Here is a 17,868-nt window from a genome sequence, read left to right as displayed (position 1 = left end):
GACGCGGAGTATACACATCCGCCCTGCCCGGATGCTGACGAGACCGTCAGGAACGGCAAGCCTGTCTTTTCATGAACCGGGTTCATCGGGCGGCGCGGATGCGCTAGGCTCCGTGTCGACATGGACTGGAAGGCGGTACTCGCTGACCTGCGCGCCCACCTTCCCCCCGGCGGGGGGGGACAGGCGCGCGGCAGTCTGCGCTGGCTCGAAACCCAGATGCGCGGCAGTGGCGCCAGCCCCAGCAGCGTGCGCAACATCATCTACCGCGATATCGGCACGCCCGCCGACCGCGCGGCGCTACGGGCCATCCTGACCGAACTGGCCCGCGAGACCGGGCGCCCCCTGCCGGACTCGCCGGACCCGGCCGCGCCGCCCCCCGTGCCGGACGAACTGGACCTGCTGGGCCGCAGCAAGAAACGCGCGTACCGGCAGTTTCTGGCGGGCGTCCGCGCGGGCCGCGCCCCGAAACTGATCGTGTGCGGCCGGGCCGGGGCGGGAAAGACCGTGCTGCTGTCGCACGTGGCGCGCACGCTGGCCGCGCAGGGCGTGCCGGTGCGGCAACTGTTCCTGTCGGGCGAGGCGGCCGGCACGCTTCAGGCCCCCGCGCCGGCCGGGTCGTCGTTCGCGGCGCTGGCGCAGGCGCAACTGGACGCTGCGCGGCAGGTCCTGCCGGTCAGCGGGACGCTGCTGGTGCGCGTCACGCACGACCTGACCCTGCACGGCAGTCCGCCCCGCCTGCCCGGTGGCCAGCCGGTGGACCCCGCCACCTGGGCCGTGAAGACCCTGCTGGAGCGCGTGCCGGCGGGCGTATCTGTCCTGCTGGCCGTCGAGGGGGACGCCCCGGCAGACGCGCCGTGCGAGGTGATCGAACTGCGGCCCCCCACGACCGCCGAGGCACGCGAGTACCTGATGACCCGCCTGGGCGTCCCGCGCGCCGAGGCCGAGCGGCTGGTCCGCGAGACGGGCCGTCACCTGGACCGCCTGACGCTGCTGGCCAGCCTCAGCGGGGACGACGTGAGTCCCGCCGACCTGCTGGGCGACCCGGACTCCCGCCGCGTGACCGAGGCGACCGCCGCCCTGCACGCCGCCGGCTGGCCTGCCCTGACTCCCTGGCCCGACGCGCTGCTGGGCACCCTGCTGGGCGGGCCGCCCACCGCGCTACCGCCGCACGCGCGGGCGCTGCTGCGCGGCTCGGCCGAACTGGGCTGGCAGCCGGCCCCGGTCCTGAGTGCCGCGTGGCCCGCCGTGGCCCGCGCCGCCCAGGCCCCGTTCCTGCGGGCGCTGGCTGCCGCGCCTGCCGCGACCGGCCTGCACCGGCTGGCGGCGCTGGCCGCCCTGAACGACTGGACGGCGCTGGCCGCGCACGTCAGCGCCCACCCGGACGACATCCGGCACCTGCCGCCGCTGTGGCCGGCGCTGCGGGCCGCTCCGACCGGTCCGGACCGGGAAACGCTGGCCCGCGCGGTCGTCACGCACCACGCCGGGCGCGGCGAGTACAACGAACCCCGCGCCCGTGACGCCCTGTTCACCCTGATGGAATCCTCCCGCGATCCCGTGCGCGCCTGGGCCCGCGTGAAACTTGCCGAGAGCAGTCTCGAAAGCGGGAACATGGACGCCGCCCGCACCCAGCTGGACCACCCGGACGTGACCGGCATGACCGCGCAGATGGCAGGCCTGGACCCCTGGACGGTCGCCGCGCAGGCCGACGCGCTGCTGGTGCAGGCCGCGCTGGCCCGCTGGCAGGGCGACCTGGAAACCGCGACCCGCGCCGCCAGCGACCCCCGCGCCGCCCACGGAGGCCCCCGCGCGCTGCTGTGGCGCGGCCTGATCGCCAAGGACGCCGGACGCTGGCCCGAGGCGCTGGCCGCCCTGCGGGCCGTGCCGGACTCCAGCCCGCTGCTGTCGGCCCGCGCCCGCTACCAGCAGGGCGACCTGCACCTGCGCCTGGGGCAGCCGGCCGCCGCGCTGGACGCCCTGCTGGACGCCGCGCGCCGCATGGAGGCCGCCGGTGGCAGCGCCGAGGAGGTCTCGCGCATCCTGGCCCGCACCGCCACCGCGCTGCGCCGCCTGGGCCGCGCCGACGACGCCTGGACGCAACTGAAGGGTGCGCTGGACCTCGTCCCGGCCGATGAACGCCGCCACGTGGACGGCGTGCCCCGCGCCCGCCTGCTCTCGGAGGGCGTGCCGATCCTGCTGGCCCTGGGCCGCCACGACGACGCCCTGGCGCAGGCGGTGCGGGCGCTGGACCTGCTGCGCCGCAGCGACGCCCGCCCCGCCGAGGCCCGGTACCGCGAGCGCCGCACCCGCTACCGCGTGGCCCTGGCGTACCTGTCGCGCGGGCTGGGCCGCCCGTACCTGCAACCCCTGCGCGGCCCGTCGCGGGACCACCCGGACCTCGCGCAGGCCCGCGCGATCCTGGACGACCTGCTGAACCCGGCGCTCCCGCTGCCCGGCACTGCGCCCCGAGGTGACCGGGAATCCATCCTGCACTTCGACATGCTGCTCAGCCGCGCCCTGGCCGAACCGGACGGCGCCGCCGCCCTGAGGCTCACCGGGCGGGCGCTGGACATGGCCGCGCACGCCTACGAGGAAGCGCAGGCGCGGGCCATGTGTGCCGAGGTGCAGCTGCGCGGACCCGATACCCAGGGGGGCGCGGCCCTGGCGGACCTGAACCGCGCGCACGCCCTGCTGCGCCGCGTGCACTCTGGGCTGGGCGGCACGCACACCCCGGACCCCGGCCTGCACGCGCAACTGCTGGCCCTGGAGGCCCGCGCCAGCATCCTGGAGGGCGCGTCCACCCTGCACTGGCTGGCCGAGGAACTGCGCGCCCCGGCCCTCGCGGCCTTCCGGGGCGGCGTGTGGCGTGAGGCGGCCCAGGCGCTGGAGGCCCTGCATCCGGATCCGGCGGCCGTGCTGCGCGACCTGGGCGTGCCGTTCCAGGCGGGGTTGACGCGCGTCTCGGACGCACTGCGCCTGCATCACGCCGACCCGGCCTGAACGCCGCTGCCGGGGACTGCGGGAGATGGCCCGGCCCGGACGTGCAGCGGGCGAGGTCAGAAGTGGGTATGCTGTGCGGCGTGAGTACCAGTGAACCGCAGGCCGGGGGCCGCGCTGCTGTCCGCCTGTTGCAGGGTTACGTGTGGCATCCGCAGGGCGCCGACATCGAACTTGAACATTACCTGCCGCACGAGCTGGACCTGACCCCGGGCACCGCCGACGATCAGGAGGCCGCGCACGTCCTGTGGGACGGTGTGACCCCACCGTTCGCGTTCTTCGAGAACGGCGAACCGACTGCCTCGCAGGCGTTCTACCAGTTCACGGTGCTGCGCGTGTACGGCGAGCGGCCCAGTAACGACGCCCTGCACGACGACGCCACCGCGGCCAGTCAACTGCTGGGGCCGCTGCTGGACGGCACGCCCGAGGGCTTTGGCTGGCAACTCTGGGAGGACCTGCGCGACCTATGACGCCCCCCCTGGACTGGTTCGACCTGCGGGTGGAGGGTGACCCTCACCCCCGCCGCTTTGATTCAGCCGCGTCGGCGCGGGCGTACCTGCTGCGCGTGGAACGCCTGAGCGAGGAGGCGGCCGACGAGCTGCTGATCGCGGGCGAGGTGCATCCGCCCCTGTCGCGCCGCTCGCTGCACCTGCAGCCCCTGCAAAGCGAATGACCCCGGACGCCGCCGGACCCGAGAACACTGGGAACGCGCTGAGCGAGCCGGGGCCGGTCGTGGCGATTCCCGTGTACGCCGGGGTCAGCGAACTGGAACTGGGCGTCATGATGACCGTGTGCCGCCTGTGCGGCGGCGAGGGCGCGTCCCTGACCGTGAACCGCTCGCGGGCCAGTATCGTCACGGCGGGGGGGCTGGTCAGCACGCCGCACGTGCTGTACGCGGCGCTGCCGGAACCGGCGGGCCTGCTGCTGCCCGGCGGTCCCGGCGCAGCCCGCGTCAGTCGTGATCCTCTGCTGCGCGCCTTCCTGGCAGGGCACGCGGCCCTGCCGACCGGCGCTTCGGGCAGCGGGGCGCTGCTGTGTGGCGAGGCAGGCACCCTGACCGGGCGCGTGGTGGGCGGCCCGGCCGACCTGAGCGATACCCTGTGGGGGTTTGGCGTGGCGGGCGTGCAGGCCGGGCAGGTGGTGACCGACGGGCCGCTGATGACCACCCCGGCGGGTCTGCCGGCCCTGCAGGCGGCGCTGCATGTGGCGGCGCGGGTGTGGGGCGAGGAGGCGGCCGCGCAGGCTGCCGATCAGATCGGTTACCGGCCACTCTGACCCCGGCCGGCGTTCGTGTGTGAGGCGAACCGGGAGCGGGTGATACGCTGACGGCATGGATCAGGCTGCGTTTGACCGTTACCTTGCGCTGCGGGCCGAGGTCGCCCGCCACAACCGCGCGTACCACGAGCAGGACGCCCCGGAGATCCCGGACAGCGAGTACGACGCGCTGGCCCGCGACCTGCGCGCCCTGGAAACCGAGAACCCCGACTGGGCCGCCCGCGCCGCCGAAGCGGACGGCAGCGAGCTGAGCCCCGCGCAGGCCGTGGGCGGCGCGCCCGCCGGGGCCTTCGTGCCGGTGAACCACCCCACGCCCATGACCAGCCTCGACAACGCCTTCAGCGACGAGGAACTGGATGATTGGCGCGAGAAACTGGCCCGCGCCCTGAACCTCCCGGCCGACCACGACGACTTCACCTTCACGGGCGAACTGAAAATCGACGGCCTGAGTGTCAACCTGTACTACCTGAACGGCGAACTCCAGTGGGCCGCCACGCGCGGCAACGGCGTGACCGGCGAGATCGTGACCGCGCAGGTCGCCACCGTGCCCGGCATTCCCACCAGCCTGCCCGGCCTGAGCGGCGAGCTGGAGGTGCGCGGCGAAGTGTACATGAGCCGCGCGGACTTCGCGGCCTTCAACGAGCAGGCCGAGGAACTCGGCACACCCCTGCTGAAAAACCCCCGCAACGGCGCGGCGGGCGCGCTACGGCAGAAGGACCCGGAAGTGACCCGCACCCGTAACCTCCGCGCGATCTTCTACTCGCTGGGCCGGCGCGACGGCGTGCCCGCCACCACCCAGGGCGAGGTGCTGGCGTGGCTGGCTGCGCAGGGCTTCCCGGTCAGTGCGTACAGCGAGACGCTGCGCGGCGTGAGCGCCGCCGCCGACTACCACGCCCGCATGACCGCCCAGCGCCAGACCTTCGAGTTCGACGCGGACGGCACGGTCCTGAAACTGGACCCGCTGCGCCTGCAGGAGGAAACGGGCTTCACCAGCCGCGCGCCCCGCTGGGCGATCGCGTACAAGTTCCCGGTCGAGGAGGTCGAGACGACCCTGGAGGCCATCACCGTGAACGTGGGCCGCACCGGGAAACTCGCGCCGCTGGCGCACCTCGCGCCGCGCCTGATCGAGGGCAGCACCGTCAGCCGCGCCACGCTGCACAACGAGGACTTCATCCGCGACCTCGACCTGCACATCGGGGATACGGTCGTGGTCCGCAAGTCCGGCGGCGTGATCCCGCAGATCATGCGCGTCCTGCACGACAAACGCCCCGAGGGCGCCCAGCCCTTTGAGTTCCCCACCCACTGCCCCGAGTGCGGGCACGAGGTCAGCCGCGCCGACGGTGATGCGAACACCTACTGCCCGAACCCCGCCTGCCCCTCGCAGGCCTTCGAACGCATCCGGTACTTCGTGTCGCGCGGCGCGATGGACGTGCGCGGCATCGGCGAGAAACTCGTCGCGCAACTCATCGACACCGGACTGGTGCGGGACGTCTCGGACCTGTACACCCTGAACGCCGAGCAGCTGGCCGGCCTGGAGCGCGGCGGCGACAAGAAAGCGCAGAACATCCTCGCGCAGCTCGACACCAGCCGCACGAAACCGCTGTGGCGACTCGTGAACGCGCTGGGCATGAACCACGTGGGCGAACGCAACGCGCAGGCACTGGCCCGCGCCTTCGGCACGCTGGACGCCCTGCTGGCCGCCACGCCTGAGGCCATTGAGAACGTGCCGGGACTGGGCGGCGTGATCGCCCAGAGCGTCACGGCGGCCCTGGCCGACCCCAGCATGCGCGGCGTGATCGAGCGGCTGCGCGCCCACGGCGTCACCCCGGCCGAGGAGGTCACCCGGCGCGGCGAGCAGCTGAGCGGCCTGAACTTCGTGATCACCGGCACCCTGACCCGCCCGCGCGACGCCATCAAGGCGCAGCTGGAGGCCGCCGGGGGCCGCGTGACCGGTAGCGTCACCGGCAAGACCAGTTTCCTGATCGCCGGGGAAGAGGCGGGCAGCAAACTGACCCGCGCGCAGGAACTCGGCGTGAGCGTCCTGACCGAAGCCGAACTGGCCGACCTGCTGCGTGACCGTGGCGTGACGGACGCGCCGGACACGGACACGCCGGACACCCCCACTTCCTGAGCGTGCGCCGGGAACGGCCGGAAGGGCCGCCGTTGCGTATAAACTGGCAGGTATTGGCGCGGCCCGGGCATCAGCGGCGGACCGCGCGTGGAGGCAACACCAGCATGACGACCAACACCGAAATCGAAATCAGCAAGAGTGTCCTGACCGACATCGCCGCCACCACCCTGGACGGCATCGAGGGCGCCGAGATCGCCGCCGCCAGCCTGAAAGTCGGCGAGGTGCTGCGCAACCAGAATCCCGGCCGTAAGGCCCGCGCGCTGCGCGTCACCCGCGAAGGCAACGACGTGACCGTCGAAGTCGGCCTGAACGTCGAATTCGGCCGGAACCTGCTGGCGCTCAGCGAGAAAGCCCAGCAGGCCGTGCGTGAGAACATCGAACTGATGACCGGCCTGAAGGTCCGCGCCGTGAACGTCACCGTGCAGAACGTCTGCCTGCCCAAAGGCAGCGCCGCATGACCCGCCGCCGCGAGAAGGCCGCCGCGCCCGTCGGCACCCGCCGCGCCGCCCGCGAATTCGCGTTCCGGGTGCTGTTCGAGGCGGACCGGGGCGACCTGCCCATGCAGAGCGTCTTCAACCGCGCCGAGAACGCCATGCGCGCCGGTGACGACACCTTCCCGGTCCTCAGCGAGGAAGCGCTGGTGTTCGCGCAGCAACTCGTGAGCGGCATCAGCGCCGCCCGCCCGGACATCGACGCGACCCTGCGCCGCACCATCCGCGGCTGGAGTTTCGACCAGATGGCGCAGACCGACCTGAACATCCTGCGACTGGCGACCTTCGAGATGACCGGCACGACCGAACCCCACCCGCCCATCATCGAGAGCGCCGTACGCATCGCCCGGAAGTTCGGCGGTGACGACTCCGGCCGCTTCGTGAACGGCGTGCTGGCTGGCCTGAGCCGCGCCCTGCCCCGCCCGGAAACCCCGGCCGCGCCCGCCCCGCAGCGTGAGGTGTTCGAACAGACCCCCGGACCCGACGCCTCCGAACCCGATGCGCCCCACCCCGCCGCGCCCCGCACGCCCGGCGAACCCGAGTGACCACGGACCGGGCCGCAGCCCGGAACCTGGGCGGCCCACCAGCGGCCGCCGCGCTGCTGGACGCCGCAACCCGGCTGGCCGCCACGCTGCCCGTCACGCCGTCCGTCGCGTTCATCCGCGTCGGAGACGACCCCGCCAGTGAAAGTTACGTGCGCGGCAAGGCGAAGAAAGCCGCCGAGCTTGGGTTGCACAGCCACGTGCACGCCCTGCCGGCCGACACCACCCAGGCCGACCTGCACGCCCTGATCGGCACCCTGAACGCCGACCATGGCGTGCACGGCGTGCTGCTGCAACTCCCGCTGCCCGCCCACCTGAACGCCGACGCGGCCCTGGCCTGCATCGACCCGCGCAAGGACGTGGACGGCCTGCACCCGGTCAGCGCCGGACTGCTGTGGCAGGGGCAGCCGGGCCTGCGCCCCTGCACGCCCGCCGGGGTGATGGCCCTGCTGGACCACTACCAGCTGCCGGTGGCCGGGCAGCACGCCGTGATCGTGGGCCGCAGCGCCCTGGTCGGGCGGCCCCTGGCGGGCCTGCTGCTGAACGCCGACGCGACCGTGACCGTCGCCCACCGCGCCACGCCGGACCTGGGGGCCGTGACCCGCCGCGCCGACCTGCTGATCGTCGCGGCCGGGCAGGCGCACCTGATCACGCCGGACATGGTGCGCCCCGGCGCGACCGTCATCGACGTGGGTATCAACCGCGTGCCCACTGACACTGGCAAGGCCCGCCTGACCGGCGACGTGCACCCGGACGTGGCTGCCGTGGCCGGGGCGCTGACGCCCGTGCCGGGCGGGGTTGGCCCCATGACGGTCGCGCAACTGATGATGAACACCGTCCAGGCCGCCCAGAACCAAACAGCCCATGACCAAGCAGCACAGATGCAGGCAGACCAGTCGAACGGAGCGAGTGGTGAACTCCTTCGCTGACCTGATCGGCAACCGCTGGCTGTGGGTCGCGGTGCTCAGCAGCACCGGCGCGCAGGTCATGAAAGTCCTGCTGATCCTGCTGCTGGAACGCCGCTGGCACCCCGGCGCGTTCATGGAGACCGGCGGCATGCCCAGCAGTCACAGCGCCATGGTGGCCGCCCTGACCACCGGCGTGGGCATCACCGAGGGCCTGGGCAGCCCGCTGTTCGCGGCGAGCGCCGTGTTCGCCCTGATCGTCATGTACGACGCGACCGGCGTGCGCCACAGCAGCGGCCAGCAGGCCCGGCTCCTGAACGAACTGGTCGGGGAGCTGCGCGCTGTGGTCCGCGAGGGCTTCGCGCCGCTGCCCCTGCGCGTCCTGATGGGCCACACGTACCTTGAAGTGCTGGTCGGTACCCTGATCGGCATCGCCGCCGGATTCATCGCCTTCGGAGGCCAGAGCGCCTGAGCTCCACGGGGAACAGGGGAGCGACGGGCCCCGCGGGAGGCCCGTCCCTTTTTCTTTCTATGCCGTACTGGCCATGACGGTTACACGGCGTTGCTGCGCAGGGTGCTGTCCAGCAGGGCGTCCAGTCGCTCGCGCGTGAAGGGACGCTTGCCTTCCAGCAGCGTGCCACCGCTCCCGGCGTGCAGGTGCCAGTGCTTGCTGCCGCCCATCAGGCGCAGCGACACGCCTTTCAGGTCCACGTGGCGGGGGCTGACGGCCGCGATCAGCAGCGGCTGCCCGCCCACGCCCACGCTGACGCTCATGACGGTGGTGGGCAGGTCGTAGGGGCGTTCCATGCGGTAGATGTAGTCCGGGAAGTCCGCGACCTTCTCGAATGACAGGCCGCGCGCCGCCGCGCTGCTCTCCAGCCAGCCCAGAAGCGTGACCCACTGCGTGTACAGCGCCGAATCATCTGCATGTGACATGTGACACGAGCATACCCCACGCCGCCATTGCCCGTCAGCACACGCACCGTCAGTCCACCCGCTGTCAGCCGAGCAGGATGCGGCCCCCGCTGGCGTCCAGCGTGACGTGCCCACCCAGGAAGGTCTGCCCGGTCACGGCGTCCCGCCACTCGCCGCCGGGCAGGGACAGCGTCAGTTCGTGCGGGCCTGGGCGGCGGCTGGCGATCACGGCGGCCCGCTCTGTGCGCCCGTCCGCGTGGGTGTACTCGCGCAGGAAGGCCACGGCGTCCTCCTCGGCGTGCAGGAAGCGCAGGCCGCCGCGTTGCAGCGCCCGCGACCCCCGGCGCACGGCGATCAGAGCCTTCATGCCTGCGCGCAGGTCCGTGTCCCACTGCGATTCGTCCCAGGGCATCGACTCGCGGCACCAGGGCATCGCGCCGTCCCGGGACTGCGTCACGCCGACCTCGCTGCCGTAGTACGTGCAGGGCACGCCCGCGTACCCCATCAGCAGCGTCACGCCCGCCAGGAACCGCGTGCGGTCGTTGCCCAGGCGGTACAGGGCGCGCGGAATGTCGTGCGATTCCAGCACGTTGAACATGCTCAGGGCCACCTGTGGCGGCAGCGCGTGATACGCGTCCCACAGGATCTCCACGAGTTCCTCGCCGCCCAGGCCGCTGGGTTCGAAGGTCATGTTCGCCCGCGCCAGCCACTGCATGACCGGCAGGCCGAACCCGTGGTAGTTCATGCTGCCGTCCTCGCCCTGCCCGTCCAGCGCGTGCTCCGGGTCGTAGAAGCGCTCGCCGAACACGTACGCGTCCGGGCGTTCCTCACGCGCCGCCCGCTTGAGGGTGCGGTGCAGCGGCAGGTTGTCCTCGTCCGTGCCGCCCGAACCGATCATGTGCGCCACGTCCAGCCGCCAGCCGGCCGCGCCGCGCCGCAGCCAGTGGCGCACGACGCTCTCCTCGCCGCTGAAGAATTCCTGCACGGCCGCCTCGTTCCGGTAATCGATCTTCGGCAGGGTCGGCACGTCGAAGAACGCGTGGTACGGCAGTTTGCCCGGCTCGTCCCGCCACGTGAACATCCCGCGCTCGGGGGCACTCTCGGCGTCCAGCGCCGCGCGGAACAGGGCGTTCTCGTTGCCGACGTGGTTGAACACGCCGTCCAGCATGATCTTCACGCCGGCCCGGTCGGCGGCCTGCACCAGTTCCTCCCAGGCCTCGTCGCCGCCCAGGTGCGGGTCCACGTGCCGGTAGTCGGTGATGTCGTAGCGGTGGTTGCTGGGCGACACGAAGATCGGCGTGAGCCACAGCCCCGTGATGCCCAGGTCCGTCAGGTACGGCAGCGCCTGCGTGATCCCGTTCAGGTCCCCGCCGTAATGCCCGTGAATGTCCCCCCAGCTGTCGATGGGGGTGGCCCACTCGACCTGCTCGACCACACGGTCGCCGTACACGTACTCGCCAGTCTGCACGTCGTTGCTGGGGTCACCGTTCCGGAAGCGGTCCGGGAAGATCTGGTAGAACACGCTCTCCCAGGCCCACTCGGGTGCCGTGTGGCCCGTCAGGTACGTGAACCACGAGCGGAAGCCCCGGCGCGTGCGGTGCAGTCCCAGGGCCGTCAGGTGCAGGTGATCGTTCGTGAAGTTCAGTTGCCACGCGTACAGCACGCGGCCCTCGTGAACCGGCAGGTCCGCCTCGAACCAGCGGCCCGCGCCGTCACCCAGCGGCGTGACCTCGCGCGCCGGGACGGACTCGATCTCACCGACCCGCACGAACTTCAGGTGAACGTCCGTGACACTCAGGGTCGTGCGGACGCGCACGCGCACGGAACTGCCCAGCGGCGCGCCGAGCGTCTCGGTGTAGGCGGGCGTGTGGTCATGTTGGGTGGACAGCAAGGGAAACACGGTCATGGGTACAGCCTCCAGAAGTCAGATGCGGCGTTCGTGCGCAGCGCAGCAGAAAAGCCGCCGGGCACGGCCTGGGCGCACAGCGTCACGAATGACAGTGCGGCCAAGGTCGTGCCCGGCGGGCAAGCGTTGCCTTTGAACTTTGCGCCACAGTCTGAAGGCCGCCGCACCCTCCGGTCAAGTGGCCGGGGGGGCGGCGCACCGGACGGCGGTCGTAACGCTCCTTCCTGACCATCCCGCATGGCGGCGCGTACACTGGGCGGCATGAACCGTCGTCAGACCGTCAGCGTGAACGTCGGAGGCGTCATGGTGGGCAGCGCCCACCCAGTCGTCGTGCAGTCCATGACGAACACCGACACCGCCAACGCCGAAGCCACCGCCATCCAGATCGCCCAGCTGGCCCGCGCGGGCAGTGAGATCGTGCGCGTCACCGTCAACACCCGCGAGGCCGCCGCCGCCATCCCCGACATCGTCGCCCGCCTTCAGGAGGTCGGGATCGAGGTGCCCATCGTCGGGGACTTCCACTACAACGGCCACATCCTGCTGCGCGAATTCCCGGAGACGGCGCGTCTGCTCGCCAAGTACCGCATCAACCCCGGCAACGTCGGGGCCGGTCAGCACCACGACGCGAACTTCGCCACCATGATCGAGGTCGCCAGGGAATTCGACAAACCCGTGCGCATCGGCGTGAACTGGGGCAGCCTCGACCAGCAGGTCCTGGCCCGCCTGATGGACGAGAACACCGCCGCCGGCAGCCCCAAGACCGGCACGGACGTCATGATCGACGCGATGGTCGTCTCCGCCTTGGAAAGTGCCCGCTACGCCGAATCCCTCGGGCTGGCGCACGACAAAATCCTGATTTCCGTGAAGGTCAGCTCTGCCCCGGAACTCTGGCAGGTGTACCGCCAGCTGGCCCCGCTGTGCGACTACCCCCTGCACCTCGGCCTGACCGAGGCGGGCATGGGCATGAAAGGCATCGTCGCCAGCAGCGCCGCCCTCGCACCCCTCCTGATCGAAGGCATCGGCGACACCATCCGTGTCAGTCTCACCCCGGAACCCGGCGCGAGCCGCAAACTGGAAGTCGAGGTCGCCCAGCAGATCCTCCAGAGCCTCGGCATCCGCCAGTTCCTCCCGCAGGTCACCAGCTGCCCCGGCTGTGGCCGCACCACCAGCGTCTTCTTCCAGGAACTCGCGCAGAAAATCCAGGATTACATCCGCGACACCATGCCCGACTGGAAAGCCCGCTACCCCGGCGTGGAGGACATGCAGGTGGCCGTCATGGGCTGCATCGTGAACGGCCCCGGCGAGAGCAAACACGCCAACATCGGCATCAGTCTGCCCGGCACCGGCGAGGACCCCCGCGCGCCCGTCTACCAGGACGGTAAACTCCTGACCACCCTGCGCGGCCCCCGCATCGCCGAGGACTTCCAGGAACTGATGGAGAAGTACGTCGAGCAGCGCTACGGCCGCCAGGAGGTGACCGCATGAGCGCCTGGGGCACCGGACCCTTCGAGAACGAGGCCGCCGCCGACTACGCCCGCGAGGTCGTCCAGGACGGTCCCTTCGCCCTGGCCGAGGCGCTGGACGTCGCCCTGGACCCCGACAACGACTACCTGGAAGCCGAGGAAGGCCACCGCGCCGTCGCCGCCGCTGAGATCCTGGCCGCCATCCTGACCGGCGACACCAGCGCCCTGACCGACGCCGCCCTGCGCGCCTGGGTGCAGGGTGCTGACCCTACCGAACTCACGCACCTGCGGGAACACGCCCTGGAAGCCCTGGACCGCGTGACCGGCCCCGGCAGCGAACTCCCGGAGTTGTGGGAGGACAGTGAAGATGCCGACGCGTGGCGGGGAGACATTCAGCGCCTGCGCGCCGCCCTGAGCTGAACGTGGAACCGGGCGTGCTGCCGTGGCTACGGGACGACCTGACCCGCGCCGACCCGCACGCCCCGGCCCGCCTGACGGCTGACCTGCACCGCTGCGCCCGCGAACTCGGCTGGACGCTGACCGGCGGGCTTCACACCGACCCGCTGACGGGCGTGCGGGGTCAGACCCTCCAGTTTCCCTTCAGTCAGCAAGAGGTGAGGATGCTGGCGCACACCGACTGGCCGCTGATGGCGTTCACGGACGCCGCGCATCCGGGGGCGACCTTCCCCCCTTACCTGAACCCGCCCGGCCTCGGCTCATGGTGGCAGGGGCGCGGTTGGATCGTCCCGGACGCCGCGTGGCTGAACGGTACGCCTGACCGCGCCGATTTGGATCGCCTGACACCCGGTACGGCGAAGGGAGCGCGGCACCTGGGGTTTTCACGTGGCGACCTGCTGTTCCAGTACTGGTAAGGGTCAGCCTTCCACCGCGCCACTCTGCCGCTCGTAGCGTCGGGTGAACATCAGGTTGCCCCGTCTCATGCCCAGGCCCTCGTAGAACGGGACGAGGTTGTCTTCGCAGCCCAGGTCCACGGCGTACAGGTGCCGCAGTTCGTCCTGCATGCGGGTCATCAGGGCGCGGCCCACGCCCCGGCCCTGCCACTCGGGCAGGACTTCCAGCAGCGGAATGTACGCGGTGAGCACCCCGTCACTGATGGCCTGCACGAAGCCGATGACCTGCCCGCCGCTGACGGCCAGCACCACCCGGTACGATCCGGCCAGCACGCGGTGAAAGGTGTCCGGGCTGGGCGGATTCGGCCAGTCCACGAAGAAGCCCTGCAACTGCCCCGGCGTGACGCCGTCCAGGGTGGTGTGCAGGGTGTAAGCGGGTTCGGTGGTCACCTGCCCAGTCTGTCAGAGCACAGCCGGGCAGGTGGGTGCAATTGCGGTCAGAAGCGCAGTTCCAGGCCGACGCCCGCGCCGATCTGCCCGGCGCTGCTGGCCCGCACGAACGCGCGCCATCCGGCGGGGCCGAACACGGGGCCGCGCAGGCCGGTCTCGCCGTACAGCGCAAACCTGTTCTCGCTGCCCTGGGCGGTGGGGGTAGTCAGTTGCCCGCCGACGGTGGCGAAGGCGTCCACCTTCGTCAGGGGGAGGTTCAGGTCGCGCAGGGTCACGCCGGCGGCGTAGCGGTTGTAGGTGGTGTCGGTCGTCTGCCAGGGGCGTTCGGCGCTGCCTTCCACGCCGACCGTGCCGATGAACGGGATGGGCAGCAGGGCGGTCCCGGCGTGCACGCCGTACCCGCTCGTGGTGGCGTCCACACCGGCCCACACGGCGGCGGCACTGGCGGGGGCGGTCAGGGTGGCGGTGAGGCTCAGGGCGGTCAGGGGGTGCATGCGTTCAGGCTACCGGACGCCGCATGAGGATGCCCGCAGGGTTGCCTGCGGTGGTTACGCGTTCAGGCGCACGGCGGCCACGCTGGCCAGCATCCGGAACGTCTGGAACAGGTGGAAGGCGTTCTCGCTCTCCCAGCCGACGGTCACGGCGTCGATGCGGGTGATGCCGGGCACGCGTTCGCAGGCGTCCGCGCGGGCCTGATGATCGAAACTCAGTTGCGCGGCGGCCGGGAAGCGCGTGCCGTACGGCTGGGGCGGCGACCCCAGCGCCTGCGTCACGGCCCGGAATGCGCCGTCGCGGATGCGGCGCTGCGCTTCACGCGGGTGCAGGTGCGTGGCCGCGAAACTGCTCAGGCCCTCCTTGACCGGCACCGTGATCACACCCTCGCCCAGTTCGGCGGTGATTTCCGCCATGGCCACGTCGTCCCCGCACGCGAACAGGACTGGCACGCCGTAATGCCCGGCGAGCAGGGCGTTCAGGCCGTACTCGCCGGTGCTCATGCCGTTCACGCGCACGTCCCGGATGAAGCCGTTCCAGGTGTGTGCCAGCGGCCCGCGTACGCTTCCGGCCCGCGCGTGGTAGCCCACGAACAGCAGGCCCAGCACGCCGGCCTCCTGCACGCCCTGCACCATGCTCAGCGGCTTGTCGTTCCCGCTGGTAAAGCGCACGCCGTCCGGGAGCAGTTCCGGGATCAGGTTGCGCATGGTGTCGTGACTGTCGTTCACAAGTACGTCGGTCGCTCCGGCGTCCAGCGCGCCCTGCGCGGCGGCGGCCGCTTCCAGCGTCATGCGTTCGCGCGCCCGCTCGTACTCGGTGCCGCTGACCAACCCACCGAACTCGGGTGGGCTGACCTGCACCCAGCTGGCTACGCCAGTCACGCCTTCCATGTCCACGCTGATCACGACGCTGCGCGCCCCTGTGCCGCTGTGCTGGTCACTCATGGGGGCCAGGGTACCGTGACGCGCGGCAGGGAAGGGCGCGCCGGGCCGTGTTAGCCTCATGCGTTATGAGCCGCGTTTCCCTGAAATCCGCCCGAGAGATCGAAGCCATGCGCCGCGCCGGGGCGCTCGTCGCGGAAACGTTCCGCGTGCTGGAGCCGTACGTGAAGCCCGGCGTCACCCTGAAAGAACTCGACACCCTCGCCGAGGAACACATCCGCCGTGCCGGCGCCACGCCCGCTTACCTGGGGTACGGCCCTAAGAACAACCCCTTCCCCGGCACCATCTGCGCCAGCGTGAACGAGGTCATCTGCCACGGCATTCCCGACGGGCGCGTGCTGCTGGAAGGCGACGTGGTCGGCGTGGACATCGGCGTGCTGATGAACGGCGTGTACGGCGACGCCTGCTACACCTACACGGTCGGGCAGGTCAGCGCCGACGTGCAGGGCCTCGTGGACACCACCCGCGAGTGCCTGAAAGCAGGGCTGGACGTCATCCGCCCGAACGCCCGCACCGGCGACATCGGGCACGCCATCCAGACCCTCGCCGAGGCGCGCGGGTACGGCGTGGTCCGCGAGTACACCGGGCACGGCATCGGCAAGAAACTGCACGAGGAACCCACCATCTACCACTGGGGCGCGCGCTACACCGGCCTGAAACTCCAGCCGGGCATGGTGTTCACGGTGGAACCCATGATCAACCTGGGCCGCCCCGAGACGCGCCTGCTGGCCGACGGCTGGACCGTCACCACCGCCGACGGGCAACCCAGCGCGCAGTTCGAGCACACCCTGGTCGTCACTGATAAGGGCTACGAGATCCTCACGCTGTAACTGTCAATGGACACGACCCGCCCGAACGCCCCGAAATTCCCACGCGGAGGTCTGCGCGCCCCGCCGCCCGGCCCGCTGGAAAGCGAAACCGTGTACCGGGGTCTGGCGCTGGAAGGCGATCTGATCGGCGCGGAGGCCCTGAACGCCGTGACCTTCCAGGGCTGCGTGTTCCGGCAGGTGAACCTGACTGGCGTGCACTGGCGCGGCGTGCGCCTCACCGACGTGCGCTTCGAGGGCTGCGACCTGAGCGGCGCCCACCTGGAAGACGCGGCGCTGGAACGCGTGCAGTTCACGGACTGCCGCCTGCTGGGCGTGCAGGCCGCCCACGCGCGCCTGCGGCACGTGGCCCTGACCCGCGTGACCGCCCCCCTGAGCGTGTGGGTGAAGGCCGACGCGGCCCACCTGCGCCTGGACGACTGCGACCTGACCGAGGCCGTCTTCATGGACGCCGACCTGCCCGGCCTGATCCTGCGGGCGTGCCGCCTGCCCCGCACGGACCTGCGCGGCGCGCGACTGGCCGGGGCCGACCTGCGCACCAGTGACCTGCGCGGCCTGCGCGTCACCCCCCGCGAACTGGAGGGCGTGACCGTGGACGCCGCGCAACTGCCGGACCTCGCTCACCTGCTGGGCGTCCGGGTGGGGGAGACCCTCCCGGACCCGGACGCCCTTCCCTGACCACCGGTTCGCGTCAGTGCCGGACTACCGCGCCGGTCAGTTGAACGGGCAGCTGCTGCGCACGTCTGAGTAGGTGGTGCCGACGGCCGGGGCCGGGCACAGGAACGGGCTGTAGCGCAGGTCGTTGTCCACGAAGCGTTTGAGCCACGCCACGCTGGCCCGCGCGATGGGCGTGTTCGCGGAGTTCGGCACGAAGTGACTGGCGCCGCGCAGTTCCAGGTACGTGCGGGGCAGCGTGGCCGCCAGGCTGGTGTAGAACGGCACCGAGTGAGAGGCGACCGGCGCGACCGTATCGGACTGCGCGCCAATGATCAGGGTGGGCGTGCGGAGTTCTGGCCAGGTCTTGTCGGTGTTCCAGGGGGTCAGGGCCACGGCGGCCTTCAGGGCGGGGTTGGTCTTGGCGGCTTCCAGGCTGCCGCCGCCGCCCATGCTGTGCCCCATGACGGCCAGCCGCGCCGGGTCGATGCGGCTGCGCACGTCGCTGCTGCCCGTCAGGTACCGCAGTGCGGCAAGAAGTTGCGTGCCGCGCGACGCGGGCTGGTCGTAGACGCTGTTCGTGTCGATGATGAACACCACGAAGCCCTGCGAGGCGAGGCGAGGCCCCAGCCACGAGAGGCTGCTCTGCGTGGCGGTGTACCCGGGCGACATGGCCACAGCGCCGAAGGTGCCGTCGCTGGTGGTCGTCGGGTAGTAGATGGTGCCGCCCCCGAATCCACTGACCCGCAACCGGGACACGGTGGTGGTGGCCGTGGCGTACGGCCCGCGCGTCGCTTCCAGGCTGGCGGTGGTCGGGGCGGGGCCACGCTCGTACGGGTTGAGCGCCAGCGTGGTCACGGTCTGGTCCTGCGCGGCCGTGACGGGCGGTTGCTGCACGCTTCCGCAGGCAGCCAGGAGGACGGTCAGTGCGAGGCCGACAGTTAAGTTTTTCATTCCAGATCAGTCTGTCTGATGCCGGTACGGGCCGTCAAGAGCATCTGACCAGCGCGTCAACTCGGGTCGATTCTGCC

20 protein-coding genes are annotated in these 17,868 nt (G+C 71.4%); 14 read left to right on the top strand and 6 right to left on the bottom strand.

Annotation, left to right across the window (positions count from 1 at the left end):
• The first annotated feature begins 120 nt into the window (after window positions 1-120).
• The 9 genes from M8445_RS13355 (at window position 121) to M8445_RS13315 (ending at window position 8,810) form a co-directional block, all read left to right on the top strand.
• Entirely contained in the window at window positions 121-2,997 is a 2,877-nt protein-coding gene (locus M8445_RS13355; RefSeq protein WP_273988340.1) for a hypothetical protein, read from the top strand.
• A 68-nt stretch (window positions 2,998-3,065) separates the two neighbouring features.
• Window positions 3,066-3,464, top strand: coding sequence for a DUF3208 domain-containing protein (locus M8445_RS13350; protein ID WP_380090346.1), 399 nt, complete (start codon window positions 3,066-3,068; stop codon window positions 3,462-3,464).
• On the top strand, window positions 3,461-3,667 hold the full coding sequence (locus M8445_RS13345) for a hypothetical protein (RefSeq protein WP_273988338.1): 207 nt from the start codon (window positions 3,461-3,463) through the stop codon (window positions 3,665-3,667). Before M8445_RS13350 ends, M8445_RS13345 begins: the two co-directional genes overlap by 4 nt.
• The gene (locus M8445_RS13340; protein WP_273988337.1) at window positions 3,664-4,269 is read left to right on the top strand and encodes a type 1 glutamine amidotransferase family protein; all 606 of its coding nucleotides are present in this window, start codon (window positions 3,664-3,666) and stop codon (window positions 4,267-4,269) included. Before M8445_RS13345 ends, M8445_RS13340 begins: the two co-directional genes overlap by 4 nt.
• Window positions 4,270-4,324: 55 nt before the next feature.
• Entirely contained in the window at window positions 4,325-6,400 is a 2,076-nt protein-coding gene (gene ligA / locus M8445_RS13335) for an NAD-dependent DNA ligase LigA (RefSeq protein ID WP_273988336.1), read from the top strand.
• A gap of 104 nt (window positions 6,401-6,504) precedes the next feature.
• Entirely contained in the window at window positions 6,505-6,858 is a 354-nt protein-coding gene (locus M8445_RS13330; RefSeq protein WP_273988335.1) for an Asp23/Gls24 family envelope stress response protein, read from the top strand.
• A complete protein-coding gene (gene nusB / locus M8445_RS13325; protein WP_273988334.1) occupies window positions 6,855-7,436 on the top strand; it encodes a transcription antitermination factor NusB in 582 nt (193 codons plus the stop codon). The genes M8445_RS13330 and nusB overlap by 4 nt, the downstream gene beginning before the upstream one ends.
• The gene (locus M8445_RS13320; RefSeq protein WP_273988333.1) at window positions 7,433-8,362 is read left to right on the top strand and encodes a bifunctional 5,10-methylenetetrahydrofolate dehydrogenase/5,10-methenyltetrahydrofolate cyclohydrolase; all 930 of its coding nucleotides are present in this window, start codon (window positions 7,433-7,435) and stop codon (window positions 8,360-8,362) included. Before nusB ends, M8445_RS13320 begins: the two co-directional genes overlap by 4 nt.
• Window positions 8,346-8,810 carry a divergent PAP2 family protein gene (locus M8445_RS13315; protein ID WP_273988332.1) on the top strand — a complete coding sequence of 155 codons (465 nt, stop codon included), beginning with the start codon at window positions 8,346-8,348 and terminating at the stop codon, window positions 8,808-8,810. Before M8445_RS13320 ends, M8445_RS13315 begins: the two co-directional genes overlap by 17 nt.
• 80 nt (window positions 8,811-8,890) lie before the next feature.
• On the opposite strand, the gene M8445_RS13310 is transcribed toward M8445_RS13315, so the two are convergent.
• Window positions 8,891-9,274 (bottom strand): NADH-quinone oxidoreductase subunit 15, encoded by a 384-nt coding sequence (locus tag M8445_RS13310; protein WP_273988331.1) that lies wholly within the window; start codon window positions 9,272-9,274, stop codon window positions 8,891-8,893.
• Between the two features lie 64 nt (window positions 9,275-9,338).
• Window positions 9,339-11,159, bottom strand: coding sequence for an alpha-amylase family glycosyl hydrolase (locus tag M8445_RS13305; protein WP_273988330.1), 1,821 nt, complete (start codon window positions 11,157-11,159; stop codon window positions 9,339-9,341).
• A gap of 261 nt (window positions 11,160-11,420) precedes the next feature.
• Here M8445_RS13305 and ispG point away from each other — a divergent pair, with 261 nt between their 5' ends.
• From ispG to M8445_RS13290, 3 genes are read left to right on the top strand one after another with little or no spacing between them, the layout of a single operon-like run.
• Window positions 11,421-12,644, top strand: coding sequence for a flavodoxin-dependent (E)-4-hydroxy-3-methylbut-2-enyl-diphosphate synthase (gene ispG, locus M8445_RS13300; protein WP_273988329.1), 1,224 nt, complete (start codon window positions 11,421-11,423; stop codon window positions 12,642-12,644).
• On the top strand, window positions 12,641-13,042 hold the full coding sequence (locus M8445_RS13295; protein ID WP_273988328.1) for a DUF4259 domain-containing protein: 402 nt from the start codon (window positions 12,641-12,643) through the stop codon (window positions 13,040-13,042). Before ispG ends, M8445_RS13295 begins: the two co-directional genes overlap by 4 nt.
• 2 nt (window positions 13,043-13,044) lie before the next feature.
• Window positions 13,045-13,494 carry a M14 family metallopeptidase gene (locus M8445_RS13290; protein WP_273988327.1) on the top strand — a complete coding sequence of 150 codons (450 nt, stop codon included), beginning with the start codon at window positions 13,045-13,047 and terminating at the stop codon, window positions 13,492-13,494.
• 3 nt (window positions 13,495-13,497) lie between these two features.
• Here M8445_RS13290 and M8445_RS13285 read toward each other — a convergent pair whose 3' ends face one another.
• From M8445_RS13285 to M8445_RS13275, 3 genes are read right to left on the bottom strand one after another with little or no spacing between them, the layout of a single operon-like run.
• Entirely contained in the window at window positions 13,498-13,923 is a 426-nt protein-coding gene (locus M8445_RS13285) for a GNAT family N-acetyltransferase (protein WP_273988325.1), read from the bottom strand.
• A 47-nt stretch (window positions 13,924-13,970) separates the two neighbouring features.
• Window positions 13,971-14,417 carry a hypothetical protein gene (locus tag M8445_RS13280; protein ID WP_273988324.1) on the bottom strand — a complete coding sequence of 149 codons (447 nt, stop codon included), beginning with the start codon at window positions 14,415-14,417 and terminating at the stop codon, window positions 13,971-13,973.
• A 54-nt stretch (window positions 14,418-14,471) separates the two neighbouring features.
• Window positions 14,472-15,359 (bottom strand): M55 family metallopeptidase, encoded by an 888-nt coding sequence (locus M8445_RS13275; RefSeq protein ID WP_273988323.1) that lies wholly within the window; start codon window positions 15,357-15,359, stop codon window positions 14,472-14,474.
• A 65-nt stretch (window positions 15,360-15,424) separates the two neighbouring features.
• Here M8445_RS13275 and map point away from each other — a divergent pair, with 65 nt between their 5' ends.
• Both map and M8445_RS13265 read left to right on the top strand, forming a co-directional pair.
• The gene (gene map / locus M8445_RS13270; RefSeq protein ID WP_273988322.1) at window positions 15,425-16,186 is read left to right on the top strand and encodes a type I methionyl aminopeptidase; all 762 of its coding nucleotides are present in this window, start codon (window positions 15,425-15,427) and stop codon (window positions 16,184-16,186) included.
• Window positions 16,187-16,192: 6 nt separating this feature from the next.
• Window positions 16,193-16,861 carry a pentapeptide repeat-containing protein gene (locus M8445_RS13265; RefSeq protein ID WP_273988320.1) on the top strand — a complete coding sequence of 223 codons (669 nt, stop codon included), beginning with the start codon at window positions 16,193-16,195 and terminating at the stop codon, window positions 16,859-16,861.
• Between the two features lie 36 nt (window positions 16,862-16,897).
• On the opposite strand, the gene M8445_RS13260 is transcribed toward M8445_RS13265, so the two are convergent.
• A complete protein-coding gene (locus M8445_RS13260) occupies window positions 16,898-17,791 on the bottom strand; it encodes a poly(ethylene terephthalate) hydrolase family protein (protein WP_273988319.1) in 894 nt (297 codons plus the stop codon).
• Window positions 17,792-17,868 lie beyond the last annotated feature (77 nt).

The sequence above is a fragment of the Deinococcus aquaticus genome (assembly GCF_028622095.1).
Lineage (GTDB): Bacteria > Deinococcota > Deinococci > Deinococcales > Deinococcaceae > Deinococcus > Deinococcus aquaticus.
Note: the sequence above shows the minus strand (reverse complement) of the source record. Positions and strands in the feature narration are given on the sequence as shown.

Excerpts from the sequence above, each read along its gene's own strand:
- M8445_RS13355 (WP_273988340.1), top strand. The coding sequence starts at position 121 with ATGGACTGGAAGGCGGTACTCGCTGACCTGCGCGCCCACCTTCCCCCC.
- M8445_RS13350 (WP_380090346.1), top strand. The coding sequence starts at position 3,066 with ATGCTGTGCGGCGTGAGTACCAGTGAACCGCAGGCCGGGGGCCGCGCT.
- M8445_RS13345 (WP_273988338.1), top strand. The coding sequence starts at position 3,461 with ATGACGCCCCCCCTGGACTGGTTCGACCTGCGGGTGGAGGGTGACCCT.
- M8445_RS13340 (WP_273988337.1), top strand. The coding sequence starts at position 3,664 with ATGACCCCGGACGCCGCCGGACCCGAGAACACTGGGAACGCGCTGAGC.
- ligA (WP_273988336.1), top strand. The coding sequence starts at position 4,325 with ATGGATCAGGCTGCGTTTGACCGTTACCTTGCGCTGCGGGCCGAGGTC.
- M8445_RS13330 (WP_273988335.1), top strand. The coding sequence starts at position 6,505 with ATGACGACCAACACCGAAATCGAAATCAGCAAGAGTGTCCTGACCGAC.
- nusB (WP_273988334.1), top strand. The coding sequence starts at position 6,855 with ATGACCCGCCGCCGCGAGAAGGCCGCCGCGCCCGTCGGCACCCGCCGC.
- M8445_RS13310 (WP_273988331.1), bottom strand. The coding sequence starts at position 9,274 with ATGTCACATGCAGATGATTCGGCGCTGTACACGCAGTGGGTCACGCTT.
- M8445_RS13305 (WP_273988330.1), bottom strand. The coding sequence starts at position 11,159 with ATGACCGTGTTTCCCTTGCTGTCCACCCAACATGACCACACGCCCGCC.
- ispG (WP_273988329.1), top strand. The coding sequence starts at position 11,421 with ATGAACCGTCGTCAGACCGTCAGCGTGAACGTCGGAGGCGTCATGGTG.
- M8445_RS13295 (WP_273988328.1), top strand. The coding sequence starts at position 12,641 with ATGAGCGCCTGGGGCACCGGACCCTTCGAGAACGAGGCCGCCGCCGAC.
- M8445_RS13280 (WP_273988324.1), bottom strand. The coding sequence starts at position 14,417 with ATGCACCCCCTGACCGCCCTGAGCCTCACCGCCACCCTGACCGCCCCC.
- M8445_RS13275 (WP_273988323.1), bottom strand. The coding sequence starts at position 15,359 with ATGAGTGACCAGCACAGCGGCACAGGGGCGCGCAGCGTCGTGATCAGC.
- map (WP_273988322.1), top strand. The coding sequence starts at position 15,425 with ATGAGCCGCGTTTCCCTGAAATCCGCCCGAGAGATCGAAGCCATGCGC.
- M8445_RS13265 (WP_273988320.1), top strand. The coding sequence starts at position 16,193 with ATGGACACGACCCGCCCGAACGCCCCGAAATTCCCACGCGGAGGTCTG.
- M8445_RS13260 (WP_273988319.1), bottom strand. The coding sequence starts at position 17,791 with ATGAAAAACTTAACTGTCGGCCTCGCACTGACCGTCCTCCTGGCTGCC.